Source organism: Halosolutus sp. DAT137 (assembly GCF_059736405.1).
Window position 1 is genome coordinate 793723 of record NZ_JCAQID010000001.1, and the last position, 17402, is coordinate 811124.

Sequence of the window (17402 nt, forward strand, 5' to 3'; positions counted from 1 at the left end):
ATCGCTGAAGACTACGGGTGAATCATTCGGCTGTTACAGTCTGATAGACAGCGGCCCCGGAAACGAGTGCGATTATCAATCCAGCACCCGCCCCAATTGTGATTCCTATTGAGATCTCTCCGTCCATGATCAGCGCCATCACTATCCCCCATCCGGCCCCAATACCTACCCCGATACCGATTCCCGCACCAATCGCCTTCGAGCGAATCGATTCATCTGCTGCACTCATCGTAGAATAACCTACAGTCCCTGCAATTTTCACTGTTCCGCACAGATCACAGTCCGAACTGTGTCTTACCGGCTCTGTTGAAATCCTATTAGTTCGATAATTCTGGCGCTGAAACAGCCGTTAGGTAGATATGCGTATTGAACAGCCCATTCACTCTACGACAAGGCGAAAATATCTGCACGCCAGTCGATCTCTGCAGAGGCGATACTTACCAGTGCTCTGACGATGTTTTCACCTCTAACGAAGGCGCTACTGGCGTGAGTAAACCCGTTCTTCCATTTCAATAGCATCGAGATATCCGTCTATCACCTCGAACTTCTGGTGCTCTACATGGAGATGGGAGCGGACGTGGTCTTGATGCTCACATCTCTTTTGACAAAGTGGGCAGATGCTGTCGGTGTTCATCGAACCGATGTATTGGTGAACTGGGTTTCATTGTCTCGCCTAAGCACGTTGGGACAGACGGAGAGCGGGTTGCAGGTGTTGATACTGGGCAGTCTAGGCGGTGTTCGGTTCCGCTCTGGTGGATTCTATTCCGACCTCAACCGGTTATACGTATTCTCCAGGTTTTTCTTCGAACTCGTCTCGATGGTCGATCGAACAGAAGTGGTAATTCTTCCCCTGATAGAGAGTTACGATCTGTTCATCCCGGCCCTCATAGAGTTCCTCGCCACAGACGGGACACTTTTCCATGTGAATTACTCTATTACTGGATTCGTGAACTGTGGCAAGGAGAGTTTTCCCTGCAACCACAAGGGGTTCGTAGCGATCGGTCACTACACACGGGTACTGAGCGATCACCACCGTCACAAATCGGGCCCGATCTCATGTGACATTCGCGCTGTGTATTCAGTAGTGGCTGATTGAATTACCAGATTTTCTTCAGAAGCGGCGTGCTGAATACAGAGGATGAGTGCAACACGACGACTCCGTTTGTTTCACACCGAGGGCGGTGAACCATCCGCTCACTACACGTGCGAACTGAGCACAGACCCATTTAACGAAGCAGTTTGTTATAGCAAGAGTACCGATATAATTAGACAAAGACGCTTTCACTAAACCACGCATCCTAAAACTATGGATCAATTGGAAGCAATTCATATTCTTGCCAGTGCTGATCGGCAGATTGTACTCCGGAAACTATTTGACCGGGAAGGAGAGGCCTCTATAACGGAGATTTCAAAACAGGTAGCCGCTGAAAGACATCAAACTTCTCCTGATAGCATTAGCGATAATACGATTGAACGTGCCCAAATTCGGTTGGTTCATAATCACCTCCCACGGATGATTGAAGCAGGCCTTATAAATAAGAATGACAATATGGTATCGCTTATTAATGGAGAAGGTATTGAGAAGGTATCAGAAGTCGCTGAGGAGTTAGAACCTTGGGATTCTGATGATTTGCTGGAACATTAGTCCCAGAACAACGAATCAGGGGTGGTACCTCAACTGTATCTTGCACACCGTATTTGATAGATATTGGAGGGTTTGATTGCGTCTCCGTTACCTGCTTGACCTGTATTGACCACAACCGGGTCAGGGCTTATCACACGCTGAGGACTTCAACAGAGCGGGCACTGTCTAGTTAGGCCAGCTTAAAATTATATGAGCGACCACGTTTCGTATTAGGAAGTATCCTTGAGAATAGTGGTGTCAACGGAGAGATGTCGTTATAGTCGCCCCCAGCGTACTGTCGGTTCATGACCAGAGTGGGTTTCGTCCTCCTGGGACTCGTCATGGCCCTGTTTCCAACACGAGTTCGAGAAACGTTCGAGCAACTCAGCCTCAAGAACCCCGGAGAAATGAGCGCCAAGTCTTCGTTCACGCCAGCGATTAGGGCAGAGGGAATTCTCTTCGTGTTCGTCAGTGTCCTGGGAGGAACGGTGTATCGTGTGTCGATGTACCTTCTAGGACTGGCCGGTGCCGTCGCGCTCTTCGCTCCGAAGCAGGCACTCCGGTTCAGCATGAACACCTCGTACGAAAACTCAGAGGCAATCGAATGGAAAGATGGGCTGGTTCCAGTAATCCGCGGGTTTGGCGTACTGTACCTACTCATTGCGTTCAATGAGGTCAAAAACCGGAACCAGGAGACGTGACGGTAGTTTCATGTCAGCGACTTACATATTCGACCCCGAGGGTGAATCCGATCCGGGCTCAATTTGCGCGTACAGGTAGTACGAGTACACGGCAGTAATCCCGGCTGTCAGGAGCGCTGGAATGAGAAGGAAGTAGATTGCATAGTCGCCGAAGAAGAGACCGACAAGCGTGAGAACAGCGGTGAGTTTGAACAGCCGGCCGCCAAGCGCGTGGGTCCGGGCCCAGACCTCGTCGCTGCTGAGCGTCCACGGCGTCCGAATACCAGCGAACCAGTTCCGCTCGGCGTGTGGGAGGAAGACGCCGACGTAGTAGAACAGGCCAGCCGCGCCAAACAGAATCAGGGCCGTGAAGTCGAATTCGTACCCGAGGTTGAACGCGATGATCCCGACGTGGACGAGAAACATATACCCCATGAAGACGACGACGAACCAGTCGTAGTAGGCTCGGAACTCGGCGATGTTCTCTCGAAGTGGATCAATCCGGGGAATCGCGGCGAACATGGCGAGTAGTCCCGCCGTCAGAACAGGGAATAGCCAGAGTGCAACTTGCTTCGACATGGTGCCGTCCGGTTCTCCGGCAGCGTTCCAGTGCGAGACGAGCTCGGCAGGGAGCGACGGAGCTGCGAGCAGGCTCACGACGCCCGAGAATACCACGAAGCCACCCGCTAACCCGAACCGGTGAATTGTCTTCATACACGACGATACGGTCTGTTCCCTGATGAATCAGTAGGAAAGCGCCGGTGAACTGGTTGCGGACGATACTGACGACTATATTGAGCACTCAGTGAGGACTACTTCTGGAGTATCCCTATGCAAGATATACGCCCTTTACTGACCGCAACCAGACCAGAGTATCCAATCTGTGGAGGAGTTTAACAGAATTAAGGAGGGGGCTTTTGAGATTAACTTCCAGGACGCTGAGTCACCCGGAAAGCCACTCATCTGAATCGTAGCGGCAACTCATTCTTTATGATCGGGTGCTCAACAACCGATAGCACCAGTCCCAGACATGCGAGGAGAGATCAGCGTCTTCCGACCGGTCGAAGCGTACGCAGAGACCGGCTCTTCCAGAGCTCATGGTATCGTCGCAATCATCTCGTTCTGTGTGTTCGTCGGAACGATCGTCTTTGGCTTCGTCCCGGTCACGAGGGAGATCGAGACCTCCGGTTATTCGACCGCAGATCTACAGGAGGCAACAACTCGGACTGAAGTAGACATCATCCTACAGGCCTTCGAACCGGTCATGGATTCGGTTGTACTCCTTTCTGTGCTGGATTACCTCTTCATCGTCGCTGGGTTCTTCCTCTTTTTCTCGCTTCACTCCATAGCGATGAAGCGACTGTCGTTCGACGATCGCCTAGTTCTGGTTCCGAAGCTCGGGATGATGCTGACCGTCTGTTCACGGCTTCTCGATTCGCTGGAAAATCTCTGGGTTATCCTAATTTACTCAAACCCCGATAGCTATTCCACCACTCTCATCAGTTTGATGAACACCACGCAATCAGCGAAATGGCTGGTGGTCGCGGTCGAATATCCTGCCCTCGGACTGGCGATCGTCCTAGTTCTTCTGGCCCAATTCACACCTCTTTTCGACGTTAAGACGTCCCGGATGTAATCTCAGGCCTGGTCTGACCGAGTACGAGACTACTGTGTCAATCGGCGATTGATTTTCTCTCTGGTGGCGAGTTTGGCTGTACGCGAATCCCAGTGGAAACCACTCCCTCCTTCGTCCATCGAACGAAAGCAAAATCAGGCCCGTTCGACAGATGATCGCCACGCCGTCTGGTGATTATCTCACACCAAATGTATGGGCGCTGCAGGATTTGAACCCGCGACAACTTGGTCCGAAGCCAAGCACTCTGTCCAGACTGAGCTAAGCGCCCGTACCCGTGTTTTTCGGTCGGCCAGGTATAAGTCACTCGATTTTCAGCGGTTTCGATACACCGGCTCATACCACACCGACACACCCTCCGGAAGTTCTCAGCCGCTGAAAATATCCTCATCAGTCATCACGATCGCCCGACACAAATAACGTATTCATGAGACCATCTGAAACCCCGGTGACTCCGGACGATCGGTCTGGAGCACCACCACTCGAGTTGCTCAGCGAGGATGGGGAGTGCTGGACGGTCGTCCCCACCACTGCGACTGGCGACGATCGAATTACCAGGTGGCTCTCGGTCGAGACAGACGATCTCCGTGATCTCGAGGAGTGGCGGTAGCCCGAGTTCGGAGATCCGCTCGGAGGCGCTGGCAGCGGACCCAGCTGTCGATACAGACGCATGAACTCAAATAGTGCGCGGAGGTGAATTCTGGTGGCCACGCGTCGCCCGGCAGATCGCACCGTTTAACCCCGACCGTTGAGCATCCACGGGTATGACAGCGGGGGAGACGATCCGTGGGATGGTCGAGTTACTGCGTCCGGTGAACGTACTCGCGGCCAGCGTGTTGACGTTCATCGGGGCATTCGTCGCGGGCGGCGTCACCGAAGCCCCGATGGCCGTCGGCGCAGCGGTCGGAGCGACCGGGGTAGCCGTCGGTGCCGGAAACGCGATTAACGATTACTTCGACCGAGAGATCGACCGGATCAACCAACCCGAGCGACCGATACCCCGAGAGGCGGTCAGTCCCCGCGGGGCACTGGCGTACAGCCTCGTACTCTTCGGTGTCGCAGTCGCGTTTTCGATTACGCTCCCACCGCTGGCGATCGCGATCGCCGGGATCAACCTCCTCGCGCTGGTCGCGTACACCGAACTGTTCAAGGGGCTGCCGGGGGTGGGGAACGCGCTGGTCGCGTACCTCGTTGGAAGTACGTTCCTGTTCGGGGCGGCAGCAGTTGAGAACGTGAGTTCGGTCGTCGTCCTGTTCGTCCTGTCCGCGGTGGCGACGCTAACGAGAGAGATTATCAAGGACGTCGAGGATATCGCTGGCGATCGCGAGGAGGGGTTGAACACGCTCCCGATTGCGATCGGCGAGCGTCGGGCACTCATCGTCGCGGCCGCGTTGCTCGTCCTTGCGGTGGTAGCCAGTCCGGTGCCGTTTCTGCTCGGGTATTTCGGGGTGGCCTACCTGCTCGTCGTGATTCCAGCAGACGTGTTGATGTTGTATGCGGCCTACGAGAGCTTCACGGAGCCGGCGGCCGGCCAATCCCGTCTCAAGTACGGAATGTTTCTCGCCGCGGCAGCGTTCGTCGTCGGCCGGCTAGCCGTCGCGTTTCCGGCAGTAGTGTGACTTTCTTTGTGGCTGGTTACCGCCAGTGCGGTTGTTCCCGGCGGAGATACTGGATCGTGAAGATACCTAATGAAAAGTATTATAACCTCAATACTGTATTTTCATACCAACGTTGGAATCGTCAGCGCGACTAGCAGCGAGTGATGCGACGCTGCAGATGGATGTGAGTATCTGGTATGTATGACCTCGCAGACGTCCTACCGGACGCCGAAGTCGATCCTGGGACGAACGTACTTATTGCCGGTCCGCCACTGACGGGTAAGCGGCGAATCGCACTCGACATTCTCGCAAGCGGCGCGAACAGAGGCGATGGATCGATCATCGTGACGACGAAAGACAGCGCGGACAAGGTGCTCGGGGAGTTCACCAGGCGCGTCCATACCGACGACGCCGATATCGGCGTCGTCGACTGCGTTACGAAACAGCGCGGCATCGGGACGGTCGACGACGATTCACGAATCAAGTACGCCTCGTCCCCGGTTGATATGACCGGGATCGGGATCAAACTCTCCGAGTTCCTTCAGGAGTTCTACGAGGTCCGAGGGCGGACGGAAAACCGCGTTCTGTTACACTCGGTTTCGACCCTGCTCATGTACTCGAATCTCCAGACCGTGTTCCGGTTCCTGCACGTCTTTACCGGGCGAATTCAGAGTGCGGACGCCATGGGTGTCTACGTAATCGACTCGACGGCACACGACGATCAGACGATGAACACGCTCAAACAGCTGTTTGACGCCGTCATCGAAGTCGAGGAGGGGGAGTCCCAGGACGAACCCACGATTCGGACCGCTGGACTGTCGACGTGAGACGCGACAAGTGGACCGCCGCTGACCGATCGGTTTCAGGTTAGTTCTCGGGGCGATCCGAAACCGTAACCAGTCGATCAGGAACCATTTGCCGCTCGAGTTCGTAGCCTCGCGTATGCCGATCGATTCCGATGCGGACATCCGAGAGATACTCGAGTCACGAGCGACGACGATCGCCGTCGTCGGCTGTTCGAGCACGCCGGGGAAGGCGGCTCACGGGGTGCCGAAGTACTTGCTCGATCAGGGGTACGACGTGATTCCGGTGAATCCGTTTGCAGACGAGATTTTCGGCCGCCCCGCGGCGGATACGCTATCGGACGTTCGCGCCGAGATCGATCTCGTCTGTATTTTTCGGCCGAGCGAAGAAGTAAGCGACATCGTCGATGCGGCGATCGCGCGCGAGGACGTCGACGTCGTCTGGACACAGTTGGGGATTCGTGACGACGAGGCGGCTGCACGCACGGAGGACGCAGGGAAGGACGTCGTCCAAGATCGCTGTATGAAAGTGGAATACCAACGGCTCGTCGCCTGAGCAAAGCGATAGAACGGGTAAAATCCGGCCGCAACTGCCGATTCAGTTGGTGCTCGCGTCGGTGGGTTTACCCGCCCCCGGCTCTTCGGACGCGGCTGCGTCGCCCGCCTCGGTCTCGGTGGTGTCGTCGGCTTGCTCCGTGGCCGCGAGGTCGTCCGCTTCGTCGATCGCGGCTTCAGCGAGGATCTGCTCGCCGTCGAGACCATGTTCGTCGGCGATCGCGAGGAGTAACTCGCGCTGGTCGGACAGCTGGTGGTCCATCCGCTTGACGGTATCGTGAGTATCGTCGACCTCCTGTTCGAGGTTCGTAATTCGCTGCTGAAGTTCCTGTACCTGCTTGTACATCGCTTCGGCGCGGTCGGACAATCCTTGAAGCTTCTTTGCCGTACTGCCAAGTCCCATACCCGTGGGATGTATCGACGGCCTAATGGGCCTTTTCCTCCGCCGAACTCGATCGAGGGCCTCGAAGGCCGAGTAATCGCTCGCGTTTGGCCCGGTCGGGGGATGCCACTTGCCGACGACGTCGATCTAAACGACTCGCCGCCGAGACGGACGGATTCGCCGGGACCGATATCGAGTCCGTCTGTCGCGAAGCCGCGACGATCGGCGTCCGCGAACACGTCCACGGCGAGACGGCTGGCGAGGAGAGCGACGTGGAATCGATCGAACTCACCGCCGACCACTTCGAGGCGGTGATCGACGAGACGCTTCGACTCTACCCGCCAGTCCACACGATTCCTCGCGTGACGACCGATCGCGTCGAACTCGGTGAGACGTCCTGCCGGCGAACGCCGGGGTTCTGATTTCGACCTGGAACACCCACCGTGATCCCCGGTTGTACGACGATCCGCTCGCGTTCGCCCCGAGCCGGTGGGACGAAACAACGCCCCGCGAGCGCGGATTCGAATTCGTCCCCTTCGGTGCCGGTCCGCGGATCTGCATCGGGCGACACTTCGCTCGGCTGGAACTGAAAGCCGTCCTCGCCGCGGTCGGCCGACGGTACCGCCTCCACGCCGAATCCGGACTCGAGGTTACACCGAAGATGACGACCCAACCGGACGGACCCGTCAGGACTCGTTTCTCTGCGCGGCGTCGAACTCCTGGGACTGACTTTCCTACTCGCCGGTGGGGGCTGGCGATCCTACTCGCCGGTGTTGGTCGACGGTCCGGGTCGGTCCCCGCCGTGAGTCCGTCACCTCGCCGCCTCGATCGCGAACATCCCCACGCCGTCGCGCGATTAGGAAGGCGAAAGGTCCTTAAGTGCCGATCGGTTAGGTTCGAGTGGATAGGTCGGGCAGTTTGGCCCTGCTCGTTACCCGCGCTATGGTCATTAGCGGGGACCGAACGCCGCGGGCGTCCGGTCAGACCGGCCGGGGCCTCGGGAGCCAACGTGGAAGCCTCGTCCGTCGGGGGCAGCGGTCTACGGTGGCCGTCCGCAGGGACGTCCCATCGTAGTTAACCGGCGACAGCCCATCAGGCGCGGAAGCGAGCAGTGGACCGCCGGACACCTGTCGCTCGACGGGTCGCGGGGTGGAGGAGGCAACCGGGATTCCCCCGGCCGGAACGCCGGGCAATCGCGGGTTCCACATTCATAACCATCACTTTTCGATTCGAGCAGTGCCGATGTCTGTCGATACTGCTGGCACCTGCCCGTACTGCTGAGGGCTACCCGTACTGCTGAGACCTACCTGTGTCTGGGACCTGCCTGTGTTACTGCGAGAGAATTCCCAGAACCTTCCCTACTTGCGGGGAGTACTCCCGTCCGAACGTCTGAAAAACGAAATCGCCAGCACTGCGTTTCCGCGGGAACTGCGCTTATTCGGCCGGTTGGACGACACCCGGGGTGTCTTCGAGTGCGAGACCGCCTTCGAGCGTACGGATGGGGTACGGGATGTCGATTCCCTCGTTGTCGAACCGCTTTTTGACAGCGGTGACGTACTCGCTGCGCGTTCGGACGAAGTCGGCCCGTGACGGGTCCGAAATCCAGATTCGCGACTGGAGACCCACGTCAGAGTCACCGAGTTCGGTTAGCCGAACCGACGGTGCGGGGTCGTCCATAATTCCGGGGTGGCGCTCGGCCTCCTCGACGATGATTTCGGTGGCTCGTTCGATGTCGTCATCGTAGCCGATGCCGAAGACGAACTTCAGCCGCAGTTTGTTGGCGTCGACCGGGTTCTTGAGGACGCCGTCGGTGAGTGCGGAGTTCGGGACGGTCAGCAGTTCGTTGTCGAACGTGCGCACGCGGGTGACCCGGAGGCTGATGTCTTCGACGACGCCGGAATAGGTGCCGTCTTCCCACTCGATCCAGTCGCCCATCTTGAACGGCTTGTCGGTGTAGATGAAGACGCCGGCGACGAAGTTCCGAATCACGTTCTGCATGGCGAGACCGATCGCGAGCGCCCCTGCAGCGGCGATGCCGGCCATCGAGACGAGGAAGTTACCGTAATCGGCAGCCCCGAAGGCGACGGCGACGGCCACGAACAGAATCAGGAAGTTTGCGATCATCACCAGCGGTTTCTGTGCGTGGCGATCGAGCTCTCGTCGATCGAACGCCCGTTTGAGCAGCGGGAGCACCACGGTCTTGCCGATCAGGTAAATCGCGAGAAACGCGATGACGAACATGACCACCCGCTCGGCGCTTGCGGCCTGGGTGGCATTGAGTCCGACGTCTTCGAGCAGGCTGCCGACCAGTCCGAGATCAGGCCCGGGATCGCCGTTTGCCTGCAATGGCGCGTACGGCTGTGTCGCCGTCATCGGTACATCACTGCCGTGTGTCCGCGCGTGTCAACGAGAGTACCGTTGACTCGGTCAGCCAGTTCGGCCGCCTTCTCGTCGGTCGAACTCCCGGCTCGGGCGGCACGAAGGAATTTGATCTTCACGATGTCGCGGTCGGCTAGCTGGTCGTTCAGTTCGTCCACGACGGCGTCGATACCGCTTTTGCCGACCCAGACGGTGACATCGAGGTCGTGTGCGCGTTGCTTGAGCGCTGTTTCGTCCATGGCCCCGGATAGCAGTGCGATGGGTTTCAATCTTCCCGAAACGGAATGTCATCAGCGAGTAGATGGACCGAGTCCGTAAGATGGTCGGGATCGGTAGTAGTCTCGCTTCGCACCCGAGGACCCCTCCCGTAACTGGTGGTCACTCCCGGTACGGATACCGCGCCTGTCCACCACAGTCGCAGGTGACGACGACGTGGCCGTTCTGAAGCCTGACGCGGGTGTTTTGTCCCGGCCGAAGGTACGCGTCGCAGTCGTCACAGGTGAATCGACGGAACCGTTTCGGCAACTCGAGTCGGTTGCGCTCTGCGACGCGTCGAGCGAGGCGGACGTACTGTCGGGCACGGTCCTGATCGCCCTCGATCGCCGCCGCTCGAGCGAGGTCGTGGAGCCGATTGATCCGCTCGGCGGCGATGGTCATACCCGACACTTTCGTCGGTCGCCCTATTGCTGTTGCGCTCTCTGTCCCTGGCGGTCGATTCCGAGGTTTGGATCGAGAACGCTCGAGTTCAGAGGGACTACTGTAGTCATGTACCATCGATCGCTGACTCGCTGCTGGCGATCGGTGGTAAATCGTTACAACAATCCCGATCAGTATCCCTTCGGTGGGACACACTGTGTCACCCCATTCTCTATACTCGACGATAGTACACAAAGTTGTTATATATTCAACCCGAATTCCACCGATAGATTCGAATGAATCGACCTCCCTCCAGTTCCGTCGACGATGTCAGTCGACGGTCGGTCCTCGCCGCAGGTGCCGCCGGCATCGCCCTCTCGACGAGCGGCTGTATCGATCGCGTCCGAAGCGTCGTCGACGAAGACGTAGACAAGCAGCTATCGATCTCTATACTGACGATTCCGGCCGATAGCGACAGGGAAACCGTCCAGATTGCCCGCCATCTCAAAGACCATTTGGAGGCAATAGGCGTGGATGTCTCTCTCGATATGCGGTCGCGATCGGACCTTCTGGAAGCGGTGCTCCTCGATCACGAGTACGATTGTTACGTGGGTCGCCATCCCGGCGGGACCGACCCGGATTTCCTGTATGAAACACTTCACTCCGCCTACGCCTGGGAGTCGGGATGGCAGAACCCGTTCGGGTTCAATACGAGCATGCGAATCGATCGCCTGCTCGAACGGCAACGACAGGCCGACGACGACAAGCGTAGGTCACTCGTGGCAGACCTGCTGCGTGCCATTACGAACCGGCAGCCGCTCGTTCCGATATGCGTTCCCGACGAGAATCGAATGGTCAGCGATCGGTTCGAGGGATGGGAGAGAGACCACATCGCGACGCGCCACGGCTACCTCGGCCTCGACCCGCAGGAAGCGGATATCGAACGCCTCCACGCGCTAAGCACCGACGCACGAATCTCGCAAACGCTCAACCCGGTCTCGGCGACGCGGCGGGAGTATGGGCCGATCATCGACCTGCTGTACGATTCGCTGATGACCGAACGAGACGGCGAATTCGAGCCGTGGTTGGCCGAACGCGTCGAGTGGGTCGACGACGGTGAGGACGCTCCGATCGCAGAGGACAAGGCCGCGACTGCAGACGGCGACGAAACCGCGACTTCGGACGACGAGCGTGAGGACCAACCAGCCGAAGACGACGAGGCCGCGACTGCAGACGACGAAACCGCGGTCGCGGAGATCACGCTCCGAGAGGACTGTTACTTTCACGACAGCGATCCCGACGACAGAACGCCGGTCACCGCCGCGGATGTCGCGTTCACCTACGAGTTTCTCGCGGACACGTCCCTCGGTATGGCAGAACTGTCGTCACCAGCACCGCGATACCGGAGTCACGCCTCTGCGATCGACACCGTCGAAATCGACGACGTCCACCGGGTGACGATTACCACGACGACTGGGAGAGCGGCCGGTCGGCGGGCGCTGACGGTACCGATACTACCCGAACACCGTTGGCGCGATCGGGTCCGTGACCGGGCCGAAAACGACGAGTTCGAGCCTGAACAGGGAGCGTGGGGACTCGTCACGATGGGCAACATTCCGCCGATCGGAAGCGGCCCGTACGCCTACGCAGATCACTCGGAACGCGAACACCTCGCGCTCGAACGATACGACGACCACTTTACGCGGCGCGACCCCGACCTGTCCGAAGCGCCCGTCGAAGAACTCCGGTTCAGCGTCGATCCCGGGAGCACCTCCGCCGTCAACCGGGTTGCGAGTGGCAACGCGGACGTGACGGCGTCGATGGTCGGATCGGCTGCAGTCGCTGGCATCTCGAACGAAGAACATGTTAGACAGCCGTCACGGACGTTCTACCACGTGGGGTTCAACACGCGTACCCCGCCGTTCGACAGCTTCGAGTTCCGTCGTGCGATTGCGCGTCTGATCGACAGGGAGTTTCTGGTCGCGGACGTGTTCGATTCCCACGCAACTCCCGTCGCGACGCCGATGACCGGCGAGTGGGTGCCGGAAGATCTCACCTGGGGCGAGGATCCGCCCGCGGCGCTCGACTCGGAGAAGTTGCTCTTTGCCGGGTCCGAGGGTGACCTGGACGTGGACGCGGCAAAGGGGGTCTTCGAGACCGTCCCCGGCTACCGGTACGACGACGATGGGCGGTTGCTGGTGCGACACTGATGTTGGCGGCCGTGTTGCGACAGGTCGTCGTCGCCGTCGCGCTCGCGTTACTGGTCTCGACGATCGTGTTCATCGGACGCGATCGACTCGCCGCGACCAGACGCGAGTGGCGATCGAGACTCCGAACCAGCGCGCCGGCCATCGGGATACTGCTCGTTGCGCTCACCGTCAACCGTCTCGTACGCTGGAGCGAGCCGGCGACGCTCGAGGAGTTCGGGATCCACATGACGTCGGCGTTTTACGACGCCGAGGGGGAGTTCGTTCTGCTCTTCCAGCGCGTCGCGTTCCCGGAATTGACGGCGTACCTGTCGGTGATCTACGTCTACGGATACACGTTCCTGCTGGTGTTCCCCATCGTCGCGTACTTCGCACTGTCGGAGACGCACCCGTTTCGCCGGTTGGCGACGGCGTACTCGTTCAACTACGCGATCGGTTTGGTCTTTTATACCCTTATCGTCGCGTACGGGCCGCGAAACGTAATGCCCGAACTGGTCGGTGAAACGATGCTGTACGACAACAATCCCGAGTACCAGTACCTCACGCGGCAGGTCAACCGCAACGAGAACGTCTTTCCGTCGCTACACACTTCGCTGGCAGCCACTGTTGCCATCTTCGCGTACAGAACCCGCGAGCAGTACCGGGCGTGGTTTCCCGTCGCGACCGTCCTCGCCGGCAGCGTCGTCGTCTCGACGATGTACCTGGGCATCCACTGGGCAATCGACGTGGTCGCCGGACTCGCCCTCGCCGGCGTGGCCGTCTGGCTGGCCGATCGGGTCGTCGGCCGCGGGACGCTTGCGGGCGTTCGGGCCGCACTCGAACGCCGTCTGCAGTGGCGGTCGGGAGAGCAGTGAGCAACGGGACGCACTCGAAAAACAGTAGCACAATACTGTTATATCGCCGCCCTCGAAGTGCAGGTGTACCTGAAATGACCGGACACCGGACCGGTTCGGAACGTGGCGGACAGCTCGGCCGACGAGCCATGCTCGCGACGACTGGCGGGCTACTGACCGCGACGAGTGGCTGTGTCAGACAGGTCCGCAGCGTTGTCAACCGAGACGACGTCGACCAGCTCTCGCTGACGATCACGACGGTACCGGCCGACGGGGACAGAGAGAGTATCCGTCTCGCACGGGACCTCGCTGCTGTCTTCGAAACTGTCGGCATCGACGTCGCGATCGAGATGCGAGCGAGCGAGGAGTTCCTGCGGGCCGTCCTGATCAATCACGACTTCGACGTCTGCGTCGGTATCCACCCCGGCGGGACCGACCCGGACTTCCTCTACGAAGCGCTGCATTCGAGGTTTACCGACGAATCGGGGTGGCAAAACCCGTTCGGCTATACGAACCTGCAAGTCGACGAAATGCTCGAACGCCAGCGGACGGTCGACTCCGAAGAGCGCGCCGACGCAGTCGGGGAGTTGCTCGAAACGCTCGCGATCGAACTCCCGTTCGTTCCGATCTGTGCCCCCGAAGATCACCGACTCGTCCGGACCGATCGCTTCGACGGCTGGGGCGACGGCCACCCGGCACTGCGACTGGGCTATCTCGGCCTGGAGCCGGCCGACGGCGTCGAACGCTTGCGTCTGGCCCACACTGACGCCCGTCTCTCTCAGAACGCGAACCCGCTCATGGCTGAATACCGTGATTCCGAGACGTTCGTCGATCTGCTGTACGACTCGCTGGCGACCGAGCGCGACGGCGAACTCGAGCCGTGGCTGGCCGAGAGCTGGGAGTGGACCGACGGCACGCTCACAGTGATGCTTCGCGAGGACTGCCACTTCCACGACGGTGAGCCGTTGACCGTCGACGACGTGGAATTCACCTACCGGTTCCTCGCAGACACCGCTCTCGGCGGGAGCGAAACGCCGTCACCGTCGCCGCGGTATCGAGGTGCGGTCAGCGCCGTCGACGACATCACCGTCGAGGGCGACCGCCGACTCGCGTTCGCCGTCGGGACGAACGAACCCGTCGCCGAGCGCGCACTGACCGTTCCAATCCTGCCCGAACACGTCTGGAAGCCGCGATCGGAACCGGCCACCGTCCTCGGCGTCAGCGTCGCACAGGGGACGACCGAAGCCGTCGTCACCGACAACTGGCCGCCGATCGGCAGCGGACCGTTTCGGTTCGACGATCGCGCCGAACGCGACTCCGTCACGCTCGCTCGATTCGAAGACCACGTCTCGCTTCGCCCGTCGGTCGACCTTCCCGAACCGACGGTCGAGTCGATTCGTATTCGGATCGAGCCACGGAGCGCATCAGCGATCGAATCCGTCGAGAGCGATTCGGCGGATATTACGAGTAGACCGCTCGAGACCTACGTCATCGACGATATTACGGATGGGTCAGATACGCGGCTCCTCGAGTCCCCGTCGTGGGCGTTCTACGTCCTCGGATTCAACACGCGCGTCGCCCCGTTCTCGAACCCGCGGTTCCGGCGGGCGATCGCCGCGTTGGTCGACAGATCGTGGCTCGTCGAGGAGGTTTTCGACGGCTACGCGACGCCGATTTCGACGCCGGTAACCGACGACTGGACGCCCGAGGACCTCGCCTGGACCGGCGAAGACCCGACGACGCCGTTTCTGGGAACGGACGGCGATATCGACGTCGACGCGGCACGAAACGCCTTCGAGGACGCCGGGTACCGATACGATAGCGACGGGAAACTCCGGGTGAGAGACTGATGCTAACTGGCGTACTCACCCAACTGGTCGCGGTCGTGACGATCATGACCGTCGTTGGAATCGCGGTTTTCGTCGGTCGCTACCGGCTCCGAGACACGCGCCGGGAGTGGGTCGATCGCGTTCGGGCCGTGCTTCCAGTCACTGCCTTGCTCGCGTTCGTTCTGCTGTTAAACAGCTACACCAGACTCACGGCGCCCGAGGTGTCGTGGATTATCGACTGGAACGTCACCTGGGCCATCTACGATCTCGAGGGGCAGTTTCTTCCCTGGCTACAATCGTACGCGACCCCCGAAGCGACGGCGTTCTTCTCGTTCATCTACATTTACGGATACGTCTTCTTGCTCGCGTTTCCGGTAATCGCGTACTTCGCCCTCTCGAACACCAGGCCGCTTCGGGAGCTGTTAGCTGCCTACGCGCTCAACTACGTCTTCGGCCTCGTTCTCTATACGTTCATTATCGCCTACGGGCCGCGCAACATGATGCCCGAACTCGTCGACGCGTTGCTGTACGATACGTACCCGCAATATCAACACCTCACGCGCCAGGTCAACCGCAACACGAACGTCTTCCCGTCGTTACACACCTCGCTTGCGGCCACCGTCTCGTTTCTCGCCTACCGAACGCGAGCCGTGTATCCGAAGTGGGCTGCCGTCGCGATCTTCCTCGGCATCTGCGTCGCGATCTCGACGATGTACCTGGGCATCCACTGGGCGATCGACGTGATCGCCGGCATCGGACTGGCCTACGTCTGCGTCGCCCTCGCGACGCTGCTCGTCGGCCGCTGGTCGCTGTCGGAGTACGTCCCCATCGATCGCCTGACCGGGACCACTGGCCGTCGGTAATCGATCGGTCCCGATCGGTGTGCGCCACTCCCGGACGAAAGCGGCTCAATTCGGCTAAAAAAACCGGATCGTCGGTCGGTTGAACGGTGTCGGTCGGGTCGGCCGAGTTAGTCGTCTTCGAGCGCGTCCGCGATGCGTTTGAGCGCGCGCGTCTGGTCGCGCATCTCGTCGCGCAGTTGGCGGACCTCGCGGACGAGTTCCTCGTTGCCGACGCTTTCCTCGCCACGGCCGCCTGGGCCGCCCGGACCGCCGGGACCGCCAGGACCACCGCCCATCATACCGCCCATCATCTGTGCGAACGGGTTGCCGCCACCGCCCATTCCACCGGGACCGCCGCCGCCGAACGGACTTTCAGGTGGTTCACCCTCTCCTTCTCCCTCTTCGGCGCGCTTTTCTCGGATTTCCTCGACGCGCTCGCGGAAGGATTTCTCTTCGCTTTCGCCCTCGCCGTTTTCCGGTTCGCCGTTGGCTTCGTTGTCGTCCGACATGCCTCCGGCTTCTGTTCGACCGGGGAAAAGGATTGCCATATTTCGAATGGATCGCCACTCCGCCGCTGCGATCGATCGGCAGCGCTCGCGCATTCGATCGGAACTCAGCCGAACGAGCCCAGTGAGGACTGCAGCCGCCGATCGGGCGCGCCGTCGTCAAGTTCGTAGCCGACGAGATCGCGCATGTCGACGGCGTAGGTCGTCCCGTTCCGATCGAGGACGAGCAGTCGGCCTTTCACGCCGAGGACCGTGCCCGCGGCGATCGTCTCGCGAACCGGTTGTGACGCACAGTCGATCCCGTACTCGAACGCGTAGCGATCGAGTACGTCGAACTCGGAGCGGACGTCGTTCCAGGCGTCCTCGTCGACCTCGCTCGCGAGCGACCGCACTTTCGCGTCGGTCCGGACGCGATCGACGAGCCGGGTTGCGATCTCGGCTTCGATCTCGCGAGCGATGCGTCCGTTCGAGACGGTGTGAACGTGGGCCGCCCGGTCGGCTCCCTGCTCGCGCAGGCGGGTTTCGAGCCGCCGCAGTTTGGTGACGCCGACTTTGAACGTGTCCGGGGCGAACGCCGCGATGTAGACGGCGTGGTCCTGGTAGCAGTCCATCTCGTCTTTCAGGCAGGTTCCGGTACAGCGGGCACAGACCCAGGTGCTGGTGTGAAACTCGCAGTAGGGCGTTCCAGGTCGATCGCAGGCGATGTGGTCGTCGCCGTCGAGCACGCCGGCGCAGTGGCGCGTCCCGAGAGTGTACGAGAGGGTGGTTCCTGGTTCGAGCGGAATCGCGTCGACGGCGTTGCCATCGCTGACGAGCAGTGCAGATCCCCGCCCGCTCGGAACGTAGCCCACCAGTTGCACGGATCTGGGTTGGGCTCGGTGCGTGAAAGTCGTAG

21 protein-coding genes, 1 tRNA gene, 1 other RNA gene and 1 pseudogene are annotated in these 17402 nt (G+C 60.0%); 15 read left to right on the forward strand and 9 right to left on the reverse strand.

The window, feature by feature from the left end; all coding sequences use genetic code 11:
• Positions 1-22: 22 nt before the first annotated feature.
• Positions 23-229 (reverse strand): hypothetical protein, encoded by a 207-nt coding sequence (locus AC6I6L_RS03905; RefSeq protein ID WP_497916396.1) that lies wholly within the window; start codon positions 227-229, stop codon positions 23-25.
• Positions 230-559: 330 nt separating this feature from the next.
• On the opposite strand from AC6I6L_RS03905, the gene AC6I6L_RS03910 reads away from it, so the two are divergent.
• The 3 genes from AC6I6L_RS03910 to AC6I6L_RS03920 all read left to right on the forward strand — a co-directional run bounded on the left by AC6I6L_RS03910 (position 560) and on the right by AC6I6L_RS03920 (position 2325).
• A complete protein-coding gene (locus AC6I6L_RS03910; RefSeq protein ID WP_497916397.1) occupies positions 560-1096 on the forward strand; it encodes a hypothetical protein in 537 nt (178 codons plus the stop codon).
• Between the two features lie 210 nt (positions 1097-1306).
• Positions 1307-1645 carry a DUF7344 domain-containing protein gene (locus AC6I6L_RS03915; RefSeq protein ID WP_497916398.1) on the forward strand — a complete coding sequence of 113 codons (339 nt, stop codon included), beginning with the start codon at positions 1307-1309 and terminating at the stop codon, positions 1643-1645.
• Positions 1646-1929: 284 nt separating this feature from the next.
• Entirely contained in the window at positions 1930-2325 is a 396-nt protein-coding gene (locus tag AC6I6L_RS03920; RefSeq protein WP_497916399.1) for a hypothetical protein, read from the forward strand.
• A gap of 21 nt (positions 2326-2346) precedes the next feature.
• Here AC6I6L_RS03920 and AC6I6L_RS03925 read toward each other — a convergent pair whose 3' ends face one another.
• A complete protein-coding gene (locus AC6I6L_RS03925) occupies positions 2347-3018 on the reverse strand; it encodes an SdpI family protein (RefSeq protein ID WP_497916400.1) in 672 nt (223 codons plus the stop codon).
• A gap of 316 nt (positions 3019-3334) precedes the next feature.
• Here AC6I6L_RS03925 and AC6I6L_RS03930 point away from each other — a divergent pair, with 316 nt between their 5' ends.
• Positions 3335-3940, forward strand: coding sequence for a hypothetical protein (locus AC6I6L_RS03930; protein WP_497916401.1), 606 nt, complete (start codon positions 3335-3337; stop codon positions 3938-3940).
• Positions 3941-4133: 193 nt separating this feature from the next.
• Here the strand turns inward: AC6I6L_RS03930 and AC6I6L_RS03935 are convergent.
• Positions 4134-4208 (reverse strand) — tRNA-Arg (locus AC6I6L_RS03935).
• Between the two features lie 156 nt (positions 4209-4364).
• Between AC6I6L_RS03935 and AC6I6L_RS03940 the strand changes: the two genes are divergently transcribed.
• From AC6I6L_RS03940 to AC6I6L_RS03955, 4 genes are all read left to right on the forward strand, one after another.
• Entirely contained in the window at positions 4365-4547 is a 183-nt protein-coding gene (locus AC6I6L_RS03940) for a DUF7511 domain-containing protein (RefSeq protein ID WP_497916402.1), read from the forward strand.
• A 154-nt stretch (positions 4548-4701) separates the two neighbouring features.
• Positions 4702-5556, forward strand: a complete 855-nt coding sequence (locus AC6I6L_RS03945; RefSeq protein ID WP_497916403.1) for a geranylgeranylglycerol-phosphate geranylgeranyltransferase — start codon at positions 4702-4704, stop codon at positions 5554-5556.
• 176 nt (positions 5557-5732) lie between these two features.
• Positions 5733-6362 (forward strand): RAD55 family ATPase, encoded by a 630-nt coding sequence (locus AC6I6L_RS03950; protein ID WP_497916404.1) that lies wholly within the window; start codon positions 5733-5735, stop codon positions 6360-6362.
• A 115-nt stretch (positions 6363-6477) separates the two neighbouring features.
• On the forward strand, positions 6478-6894 hold the full coding sequence (locus AC6I6L_RS03955; protein WP_497916405.1) for a CoA-binding protein: 417 nt from the start codon (positions 6478-6480) through the stop codon (positions 6892-6894).
• A 42-nt stretch (positions 6895-6936) separates the two neighbouring features.
• Here AC6I6L_RS03955 and AC6I6L_RS03960 read toward each other — a convergent pair whose 3' ends face one another.
• Complete coding sequence (locus AC6I6L_RS03960) at positions 6937-7296, reverse strand: DUF5798 family protein (RefSeq protein WP_497916406.1); 360 nt, start codon at positions 7294-7296, stop codon at positions 6937-6939.
• 86 nt (positions 7297-7382) lie between these two features.
• Between AC6I6L_RS03960 and AC6I6L_RS03965 the strand changes: the two genes are divergently transcribed.
• From AC6I6L_RS03965 to ffs, 3 genes and pseudogenes are all read left to right on the forward strand, one after another.
• A complete protein-coding gene (locus AC6I6L_RS03965; RefSeq protein WP_497916407.1) occupies positions 7383-7697 on the forward strand; it encodes a cytochrome P450 in 315 nt (104 codons plus the stop codon).
• 32 nt (positions 7698-7729) lie between these two features.
• Positions 7730-7885: pseudogene (locus AC6I6L_RS03970) on the forward strand (cytochrome P450); the annotation flags it as partial.
• Between the two features lie 287 nt (positions 7886-8172).
• Positions 8173-8484: signal recognition particle sRNA (ffs, locus tag AC6I6L_RS03975), an RNA gene on the forward strand.
• 225 nt (positions 8485-8709) lie between these two features.
• Here ffs and AC6I6L_RS03980 read toward each other — a convergent pair.
• The 3 genes from AC6I6L_RS03980 to AC6I6L_RS03990 form a co-directional block, all read right to left on the reverse strand.
• A complete protein-coding gene (locus AC6I6L_RS03980) occupies positions 8710-9648 on the reverse strand; it encodes a mechanosensitive ion channel family protein (protein ID WP_497916408.1) in 939 nt (312 codons plus the stop codon).
• Positions 9645-9893 carry a YhbY family RNA-binding protein gene (locus AC6I6L_RS03985; protein ID WP_497916409.1) on the reverse strand — a complete coding sequence of 83 codons (249 nt, stop codon included), beginning with the start codon at positions 9891-9893 and terminating at the stop codon, positions 9645-9647. The genes AC6I6L_RS03980 and AC6I6L_RS03985 overlap by 4 nt, the downstream gene beginning before the upstream one ends.
• Positions 9894-10032: 139 nt before the next feature.
• Positions 10033-10311, reverse strand: coding sequence for a ribonuclease P protein component 4 (locus AC6I6L_RS03990; RefSeq protein ID WP_497916410.1), 279 nt, complete (start codon positions 10309-10311; stop codon positions 10033-10035).
• A gap of 275 nt (positions 10312-10586) precedes the next feature.
• Between AC6I6L_RS03990 and AC6I6L_RS03995 the strand changes: the two genes are divergently transcribed.
• From AC6I6L_RS03995 to AC6I6L_RS04010, 4 genes are all read left to right on the forward strand, one after another.
• Complete coding sequence (locus tag AC6I6L_RS03995; protein WP_497916411.1) at positions 10587-12500, forward strand: ABC transporter substrate-binding protein; 1914 nt, start codon at positions 10587-10589, stop codon at positions 12498-12500.
• Positions 12500-13351 (forward strand): phosphatase PAP2 family protein, encoded by an 852-nt coding sequence (locus AC6I6L_RS04000; RefSeq protein WP_497916412.1) that lies wholly within the window; start codon positions 12500-12502, stop codon positions 13349-13351. Before AC6I6L_RS03995 ends, AC6I6L_RS04000 begins: the two co-directional genes overlap by 1 nt.
• Positions 13352-13425: 74 nt before the next feature.
• Entirely contained in the window at positions 13426-15180 is a 1755-nt protein-coding gene (locus AC6I6L_RS04005; protein WP_497916413.1) for an ABC transporter substrate-binding protein, read from the forward strand.
• The gene (locus AC6I6L_RS04010) at positions 15180-16022 is read left to right on the forward strand and encodes a phosphatase PAP2 family protein (protein WP_497916414.1); all 843 of its coding nucleotides are present in this window, start codon (positions 15180-15182) and stop codon (positions 16020-16022) included. Before AC6I6L_RS04005 ends, AC6I6L_RS04010 begins: the two co-directional genes overlap by 1 nt.
• Before the next feature lie 107 nt (positions 16023-16129).
• Here the strand turns inward: AC6I6L_RS04010 and AC6I6L_RS04015 are convergent, their stop codons facing one another.
• Both AC6I6L_RS04015 and AC6I6L_RS04020 read right to left on the reverse strand, forming a co-directional pair.
• Positions 16130-16549 carry a hypothetical protein gene (locus AC6I6L_RS04015; protein ID WP_497916415.1) on the reverse strand — a complete coding sequence of 140 codons (420 nt, stop codon included), beginning with the start codon at positions 16547-16549 and terminating at the stop codon, positions 16130-16132.
• A gap of 65 nt (positions 16550-16614) precedes the next feature.
• On the reverse strand, positions 16615-17367 hold the full coding sequence (locus AC6I6L_RS04020; protein WP_497916416.1) for a DUF2797 domain-containing protein: 753 nt from the start codon (positions 17365-17367) through the stop codon (positions 16615-16617).
• Between the last annotated feature and the right edge of the window lie 35 nt (positions 17368-17402).

Excerpts from the sequence above, each read along its gene's own strand:
- AC6I6L_RS03905 (WP_497916396.1), bottom strand. The coding sequence starts at position 229 with ATGAGTGCAGCAGATGAATCGATTCGCTCGAAGGCGATTGGTGCGGGA.
- AC6I6L_RS03910 (WP_497916397.1), top strand. The coding sequence starts at position 560 with ATGGAGATGGGAGCGGACGTGGTCTTGATGCTCACATCTCTTTTGACA.
- AC6I6L_RS03915 (WP_497916398.1), top strand. The coding sequence starts at position 1,307 with ATGGATCAATTGGAAGCAATTCATATTCTTGCCAGTGCTGATCGGCAG.
- AC6I6L_RS03920 (WP_497916399.1), top strand. The coding sequence starts at position 1,930 with ATGACCAGAGTGGGTTTCGTCCTCCTGGGACTCGTCATGGCCCTGTTT.
- AC6I6L_RS03925 (WP_497916400.1), bottom strand. The coding sequence starts at position 3,018 with ATGAAGACAATTCACCGGTTCGGGTTAGCGGGTGGCTTCGTGGTATTC.
- AC6I6L_RS03930 (WP_497916401.1), top strand. The coding sequence starts at position 3,335 with ATGCGAGGAGAGATCAGCGTCTTCCGACCGGTCGAAGCGTACGCAGAG.
- AC6I6L_RS03940 (WP_497916402.1), top strand. The coding sequence starts at position 4,365 with ATGAGACCATCTGAAACCCCGGTGACTCCGGACGATCGGTCTGGAGCA.
- AC6I6L_RS03945 (WP_497916403.1), top strand. The coding sequence starts at position 4,702 with ATGACAGCGGGGGAGACGATCCGTGGGATGGTCGAGTTACTGCGTCCG.
- AC6I6L_RS03950 (WP_497916404.1), top strand. The coding sequence starts at position 5,733 with ATGTATGACCTCGCAGACGTCCTACCGGACGCCGAAGTCGATCCTGGG.
- AC6I6L_RS03955 (WP_497916405.1), top strand. The coding sequence starts at position 6,478 with ATGCCGATCGATTCCGATGCGGACATCCGAGAGATACTCGAGTCACGA.
- AC6I6L_RS03960 (WP_497916406.1), bottom strand. The coding sequence starts at position 7,296 with ATGGGACTTGGCAGTACGGCAAAGAAGCTTCAAGGATTGTCCGACCGC.
- AC6I6L_RS03980 (WP_497916408.1), bottom strand. The coding sequence starts at position 9,648 with ATGACGGCGACACAGCCGTACGCGCCATTGCAGGCAAACGGCGATCCC.
- AC6I6L_RS03985 (WP_497916409.1), bottom strand. The coding sequence starts at position 9,893 with ATGGACGAAACAGCGCTCAAGCAACGCGCACACGACCTCGATGTCACC.
- AC6I6L_RS03990 (WP_497916410.1), bottom strand. The coding sequence starts at position 10,311 with ATGACCATCGCCGCCGAGCGGATCAATCGGCTCCACGACCTCGCTCGA.
- AC6I6L_RS03995 (WP_497916411.1), top strand. The coding sequence starts at position 10,587 with ATGAATCGACCTCCCTCCAGTTCCGTCGACGATGTCAGTCGACGGTCG.
- AC6I6L_RS04000 (WP_497916412.1), top strand. The coding sequence starts at position 12,500 with ATGTTGGCGGCCGTGTTGCGACAGGTCGTCGTCGCCGTCGCGCTCGCG.
- AC6I6L_RS04005 (WP_497916413.1), top strand. The coding sequence starts at position 13,426 with ATGACCGGACACCGGACCGGTTCGGAACGTGGCGGACAGCTCGGCCGA.
- AC6I6L_RS04010 (WP_497916414.1), top strand. The coding sequence starts at position 15,180 with ATGCTAACTGGCGTACTCACCCAACTGGTCGCGGTCGTGACGATCATG.
- AC6I6L_RS04015 (WP_497916415.1), bottom strand. The coding sequence starts at position 16,549 with ATGGCAATCCTTTTCCCCGGTCGAACAGAAGCCGGAGGCATGTCGGAC.